The 5,156-nt window shown below is 61.0% G+C and carries 4 protein-coding genes, 1 tRNA gene and 1 pseudogene; 2 read left to right on the top strand and 4 right to left on the bottom strand.

The annotated features are described in order from the left end of the window. Nucleotides 1-100: 100 nt before the first annotated feature. Nucleotides 101-1,360 (top strand): DNA-packaging protein, encoded by a 1,260-nt coding sequence (locus MOV75_RS26755; protein ID WP_247006885.1) that lies wholly within the window; start codon nucleotides 101-103, stop codon nucleotides 1,358-1,360. Nucleotides 1,361-1,364: 4 nt separating this feature from the next. Here MOV75_RS26755 and MOV75_RS26750 read toward each other — a convergent pair whose 3' ends face one another. The 4 genes from MOV75_RS26750 to MOV75_RS26735 form a co-directional block, all read right to left on the bottom strand. Next, nucleotides 1,365-1,535 (bottom strand): hypothetical protein, encoded by a 171-nt coding sequence (locus MOV75_RS26750; protein ID WP_247006884.1) that lies wholly within the window; start codon nucleotides 1,533-1,535, stop codon nucleotides 1,365-1,367. 113 nt (nucleotides 1,536-1,648) lie between these two features. Further along, on the bottom strand, nucleotides 1,649-2,224 hold the full coding sequence (locus MOV75_RS26745; protein ID WP_247006883.1) for a hypothetical protein: 576 nt from the start codon (nucleotides 2,222-2,224) through the stop codon (nucleotides 1,649-1,651). Next, nucleotides 2,225-2,845: a DUF6680 family protein gene (locus MOV75_RS26740; protein ID WP_247006882.1), complete on the bottom strand. Its 621-nt coding sequence runs from the start codon at nucleotides 2,843-2,845 to the stop codon at nucleotides 2,225-2,227. Nucleotides 2,846-3,065: 220 nt separating this feature from the next. Then, nucleotides 3,066-3,142, bottom strand: a tRNA-Arg gene (locus MOV75_RS26735). Between the two features lie 406 nt (nucleotides 3,143-3,548). On the opposite strand from MOV75_RS26735, the pseudogene MOV75_RS26730 reads away from it, so the two are divergent. Beyond that, nucleotides 3,549-5,156: pseudogene (locus MOV75_RS26730) on the top strand (alpha-2-macroglobulin family protein); the annotation flags it as partial.

The following is a 5,156-nucleotide window of genomic DNA, read 5'->3' as shown; positions in this document are numbered from 1 at the left end:
AACTCGACGCCGAGCCGGTCGACGGGGGCAGGGCACCGATGGTGATCGATGCCATCGCGCTGCCGCCGCCGTGTCCCGTACCGCTACCGGAGACGTACCCATGACCAGCATAGCCGCCGCGCTCGCCGATGCACTGGAGGACGGTGGATGGCGCGCAAAGGCCCGTCCGAGCCAGCTACCGCCGCCGGGCGACTGGAATGGGTGGATGATCCTCGCCGGCCGCGGCTTCGGCAAGACTCGAGCCGGGGCAGGTTGGGTGCACGATCTCGTCGAGACCCGCCAGGCCGGCCGCATAGCCCTGGTCGCAGCCACGGCGGCCGATGCGCGCGATACGCTGGTCGAGGGAGTGTCGGGCCTGCTCAACACGGCGCCGGCGTGGAATAGGCCGATCTACGAGTCGAGCAAGCGCCGGCTGACCTGGCCGAACGGTGCGGTCGCGACCACCTTTTCCAGTGAGGAGGCCGACCGGCTTCGCGGCCCCGAGCACGACGCGGCATGGGCGGACGAGCTGGCCGCATGGACGGACGTGCAGGGCACATGGGATATGCTGCAATTCGGTCTGCGCCTGGGTAAGCGCCCGCGCTGGCTGGTGACCACGACCCCGAGGCCGATCAAGCTGCTCAAGGAGCTGCTGGCGCGTCAGGGCAAAGACGTCGTCGTGACGCGGGGCTCCACCTTCGAGAACGAAGCCAACCTTGCGCCCACGTTCTTGGCGGCCATCCGCCAGCGCTACGAGGGGACGCGGCTTGGTCGACAGGAGCTGAACGCCGAACTGCTTTCAGATAACCCCGGGGCACTCTGGCAACTGGAATGGTTAGACCGCGATCGCGTTTCGGCGGCACCGGAGCTGCGCCGCATCGTGGTAGCGATCGATCCGGCCGTCTCGAATAACGAAGGTTCGGACGAAACGGGAATAATTGTTGCCGGCGTGGCGCGCGACGGAGCGGTCTACGTGCTCGAAGATTGCTCGGGTCGGTACGCGCCGCACGAATGGGCAGCGAAGGCGATCGACGCTTACCGCCGCCACAAGGCAGACCGGATCCTGGCCGAAGTGAACAACGGCGGCGCCATGGTCGAGGCGACGATCCGCGCGCTCGACTCCCGTGTGAGCTTCAAGGCCGTGCACGCCAGCCGCGGCAAGGTGGTGCGCGCCGAGCCGATCGCCGCGCTCTACGAACAGCGCAAGGTTCACCACGTCGGCGGCTTCGATGTGCTGGAAGATCAGATGTGTGCGTTCACGTCGGATTTCGATCGCGCCAAGGTCGGCTATTCGCCGGATCGTGTCGACGCGTTGGTGTGGGCGCTAACCGAACTGAGCGGGCCGCAACACACGACGAGTTCATGGGAGTTGCGGATTTGAAACGCTAAACAGGCGGCAGATTTTTCGGCATCTTCATGGGAAAGATGAGTCTCATGAACCACGGTCGGCGCACATGTTCGCGTGCCAGCGCCTGATAGATTTTTCTGGCCTTCTGAGGATCCTTCTCACCGATCTTGGCGATGGCCAGTACATTCGTTAGGTCTTGAAGTGGCATACCTCCGTTGCTGAGAAGCGTGAGCAATAGTGTGAAAAAATCGCACGTCAAAACGAAGGTGATTACCCAAACGCTCACCGAAAGCGAAAAACTGGGATTCAGATAGATATCCCTCAGAATGCACCAGTGAACGTAAGCCGCACCAGCAGTGTGCAGAGAACCAGCATTATCCCGAGTAGGCCAATCAAGCCTATGAAAGCAAGAAATCCCCAACCAACGCTCGCGTGGCCATAGGCAACGCCTGGTAGAAACCAGAAATTGGTTCCGAGTCCCAGCCCTAGGAATTCAGACACGTCCTTGTCGCCTTTGCTTCGCCGATCGACAAAGCTCGCAACGATTTCGTCCAAGATCCCGAGGTAGTGGTTCAACATTGCTGAGCCGCACCCGACAAATGCCGACGCAACAATGAGTACCTCGCGCAGATTCTTAGATGCTTTAGGCGAAACGCCGAAAACCGTTACACTTGCCTCGACAGGAATGAGCGAAAGCATTAGGAACGCAAAGATGGGTATCTGAGCGGCGAATAGCTTAAAGGTGATCGAGCGCGCGGCGCTGCGGCGTTTCAGAATGGATTCCAAATAGTCTTTATCGAATACATCAGCGTGTTTCCTTAGAACTTCCTTGAAACGCTCCTTGCGCATAGTGCTGAATCGCCACCACACGCGGGTATGCATTCTAGGCTTGCGCATTTAGTCACCCGTTGCCTCGGTGATGCGCACGCGAAGCGAACCATCGTCCTCATAGGACGCATTCATTTTCCTGTGCAAAGTCATCTGTAGCTCCGCCGTTGCCGGATCAACGGGAATACTCTTGATTGCCAAGGGAAGGTGGAAGTCGCCCTTGAACAATGCGGCCATGCCGACTCTAATCGCGTTTGCATCTTCCTCCATTCTCCCATGGGCATTCGGGAAATAGATGCGATTCATTTGGGCGGCGCTGAACGCATAACCGACTCGCTGCCCGATCGCCGCGAGCAGTTTCGTGAAAAGATCGATTCTGCGTTGACCCCACAAGGCATCCACTTCGGTACTCTTCGTAAGGTGTTCGAAGTATTCTTCCCATGCGTCGATGATTGGTTTGTCACCATAGAAATCAATCGGCACCGCATTTATTGCTTCGACGTGTGCAGCTGTTAGGTTGGCGGCGCGCGTTGCCATGAGCGTGCGAAATATGTTGAAGCGGCGGTCCCGCTTTTCGCGATAGCCCTCAATCCACTTCTGCGCCTGAACGGCCAGGATAGGTCCGATCAGTGTGCATGCGGCGATAACAGCGTCTGACATTTTCAAAATTGAAGCGGCTTCCTCAGCCATAGATTTCTCTCCCAGCGAATCAACGACGGATCGTTGCACAACCCGCGCGCACGCTGGGCGGTACTTCATCGCTGTCCGACCTATTCACAGCCCTTGTCGCGCTACATGTCGCGCCGAGTAGCCGGGAGTTGTGGGGAGTCGTTGGAAGTATTGAGCAATTTTGCGCAACAAGCGCAACACAAAATCGGCCACTTGGATTGCTGTAAGTGATTGAAATATTTGGCGATCCCAGCAGGACTCGAACCTGCAACCCGCGGAGTAGAAATCCGCTACTCTATCCAGTTGAGCTATGGGACCGTCGCTGCGCCAGCCTCCGTTTGGGGGCCGGCCGTTCATCTACCATGCCAAATATGAAAAATATCGTGTTTCGCCAAGTCTGAACCGAACCGTTTTCCTCAGAGCCGCGACAAAGCGAGACGGTGGCATGTCAGGGTGCCGGGTTGAGCGGCTGCGGACTGGACGATGGATCACATCGCCGGGAACGCTGACCAGCTTCCGGGATGTGGCCGCCGATCGACGGGTCAGGTATCGCTGCGCCATCAGGACGGCGTGCGTGGCGATAACTTGATCGGTCTCCTCTGGGCTTGCCTTTCCATGGCGAATGCGACGATTTGCACCTTTGGTTCCATCGCCTTGAGTCTGTCACCTTTCCGCGCATTTCTGCTGCCTGCGGGCGGCTGTCCGCGATTTCCGGGAGTCCATCATGATCGGTCTTGTTCGCGCCGTCACATTCTGCGCCGCGCTGGCGCTCGGCCTTAGCGCGGCGCAAGCCGCTGACAAAGCGTTCAAGCGCGACGACCTGGCCGATTCCGCGATCAAGCTGGAGGCGCAGATCAAGAGCGAAGCGGGGCCGGTCGCCAAGACCAATGCGACGCTGAAGACGGATGCCGACGCCGCCTTCCGGCGTAATGATTATCGCACCGGCCTGTCGGTCCTCGGCCAGATCGCGGCGACCACGCCGGAAGACGCCGGCAACTGGCTGCGGCTCGCCAAGGTCATCTTCCAGATATCGCCAAAGAGCTCGAGCGAGCAGACCTTCCTGCTGGAACGCGCCTCGACCGCGGCCTACATCGCCTATCTGCGCGCCGGCAATTCGGGCGAGGAGGCCGACGCGCTCGCCGTGCTCGGCAAGTCGCTGTCGGAGCGCAAACTGTGGCGGCCGGCGCTGGATTCGTTGCGGCTCTCGCTCGACATGCGCGAGGTCGCCGACGTCCGCGGCCAATATGAGAAGATGCGCGACGAGCACGGCTTCCGGCTGCTCGACTATACCGTGGACTCGGATTCGGCGAGCCCGCGCGCCTGCTTCCAGTTCTCCGAGGAATTGGCAAAGCGCACGGACTTTGCCCCGTTCCTGGCGCTCGCGGGTCAGGACAAGCCGGCGCTGTCGGCCGAAGGCAAGCAGCTCTGCGTCGACGGGCTGAAGCACGGCGAGCGCTACAACATCAATCTGCGCGCCGGCCTGCCGTCCACCGTGAAGGAGGGGCTGCCGAAATCGGCCGAGTTCAACGTCTATGTGCGCGACCGCAAACCCTTCGTGCGCTTCACCAGCCGCGCCTATGTGCTTCCCAGGACCGGCCAGCGCGGCATTCCCGTGGTCAGCGTCAACACGCCCGCGGTCAATATCAACGTGTTCCGGATCGGTGACCGCAACCTGATCAACACGGTGGTCGACAGCGACTTCCAGAAGACGCTGTCGAAATATCAGCTCAGTGATCTGGGCGGCGAGCGCGGCGTCAAGGTCTGGACCGGCGAGCTCGCGACCGCGATGACGCTGAATCAGGACGTCACCACGGCATTCCCGGTCGATCAGGCCCTCGGCGAGCTCCAGCCGGGCGTCTATGTGATGACGGCCGCCGCAAAGGGCCCAGGCTCGGACGACGATTATCAGCTCGCCACGCAATGGTTCATCGTCTCCGATCTCGGAGTTGCAGCCTATTCCGCCAATGACGGTATCCACGTGTTCGTCAACTCGCTGGCCTCGACCGATCCGGTCGGCAAGGCCGAGGTGCGGCTGGTTGCCCGGAACAACGAGATCCTGGCCACCCGCAAGACCGACGAGTCCGGCCACGTGCTGTTCGAGGCCGGCCTTGCGCGCGGCGAGGGCGGCCTGTCGCCTGCGATGCTCACCGTGACCGGCGAGAAGGCCGATTATGCCTTTCTCAGCCTGAAGTCCTCTGCCTTCGACCTGTCCGACCGCGGCGTCTCCGGCCGCGCGGTGCCTGCCGGCGCCGACGCGTTCGTTTATGCCGAGCGCGGCGTCTACCGTTCCAGCGAGACCGTCTATCTCACAGCGCTCTTGCGCGACGGGCAG

This window comes from Bradyrhizobium sp. PRIMUS42, from assembly GCF_023006515.1.
Classification (GTDB): Bacteria; Pseudomonadota; Alphaproteobacteria; order Rhizobiales; family Xanthobacteraceae; genus Bradyrhizobium.
Note: the sequence above shows the minus strand (reverse complement) of the source record. Positions and strands in the feature narration are given on the sequence as shown.